Below are 1,307 nucleotides of genomic sequence, written 5' to 3'. Positions count from 1 at the left end.
TCAAAGCCTTCGATTCTTTGTCTGTCGGTAGGCAGCCTACGCACGAAGATGACGGGCTTTTTTTAACTACTTGATATTCCCTCTTTACCTGGCTCCCTTAAGTTGACACCTAGGCGCGAAGGCAGGATAACGAGGGGGTTGGATGACAAGCGAGCAGTGGTGACGGTTTTCGTTTTTTTGTTTTTCTATTTGTGAGTAACGACATGCTCTCGCCTTATCTTTAAGGAGAAAAGCGATGCCAAAAAAAAAGGGGCGAATGCCCCCCTTTTTCGATTGAGTTAGCTTACATTAAGAATTTGTAACCAAGGCCTACGGTGAACAGATGAGTAACTGGCGCTACAAAACGCTTGGATGAAGCATTTCGATAGCCCGGTACGAAGGTGTACTGAGTATTCACAGACCAGTTAGGTGTGAAACAGTACTGAACACCAGCGGCAAACAGCGGGTTCCAAAATCTGGAACGTGAAACAAAAGCTGCCGGAATTTTATTGGTCGGCAGACCGACGTCAGCTTGATTGTAGATGTAAGCAACGCCTAATTTCCCGAAAACATAGGTATTTTCATAAACAGGCACGATTCCTTTCAATGTAGCATAAGCCATCCCGCTTTTAACTGTGTAAGTTCCTGTCGGGAGATTATCTACAACCCCAGTGCTTGTGCTTGTAGTTGTAAATTTCATTTTAGGCAGATAGAACCAACCTCCTTCAACGGTGAAGTACTGATTAAATTGATAACCGAGATCCGCAGCGAAAGTAAAGCCACCGTTGCCTCGAGAAGAACTTCCTAAAAGTTCAAGTTGTTTCAAGATACCTACAACAGTGCTTGCATCCCTACGCCACGGGCGGTATGCATAACCTAAGTTACCTTCAAGATAAACGCCCGCATAGCTGGAAGCAGGTACATAATCAGGACCACCCGCCAATGCAGCGGAAGTGACACCAACGCTAGCCATACTGAGAGTAGCAAGTGTTACTAGTTTTTTTACCGACATTAAATTTCCCCTGTTAATGATGAAAAGTTTCTGCAAAGAGCGGACATATTCTAATAGCAATTTCTCCCTCAATGCAACTTAAATTTAAGTTATTTTTATTTAAGATTGCAAATTTTTCATTTTCTAATTTTATCCAATTTAAAATTAAGAATCTAGTTTTTTAATTTTTAAATTTTAAGTTCAAAACTTACTGTTTTTTAAATACTTTTTTAAAGTTCAAGGATCTCTTTATCAAGAAAATGATTTTTAACAAAAAAATATCTCTATACATGACGAAAGCAGTTCAGTTGATGAAATAGTGAGAAAAGCTGCTGAG

1 protein-coding gene and 1 pseudogene are annotated in these 1,307 nt (G+C 40.2%); both read right to left on the bottom strand.

Annotated elements, in window-relative coordinates:
• Positions 1–283: 283 nt before the first annotated feature.
• Entirely contained in the window at positions 284–991 is a 708-nt protein-coding gene (locus tag OWO34_RS01330) for an outer membrane beta-barrel protein (RefSeq protein ID WP_267256289.1), read from the bottom strand.
• Positions 991–1,124, bottom strand: a pseudogene (locus OWO34_RS01325) (hypothetical protein). The gene OWO34_RS01330 and the pseudogene OWO34_RS01325 overlap by 1 nt, the downstream one beginning before the upstream one ends.
• Positions 1,125–1,307: the final 183 nt, after the last annotated feature.

The organism is Coxiella endosymbiont of Ornithodoros maritimus, from assembly GCF_907164965.1.
GTDB lineage: Bacteria > Pseudomonadota > Gammaproteobacteria > Coxiellales > Coxiellaceae > Coxiella.
Note: the sequence above shows the minus strand (reverse complement) of the source record. Positions and strands in the feature narration are given on the sequence as shown.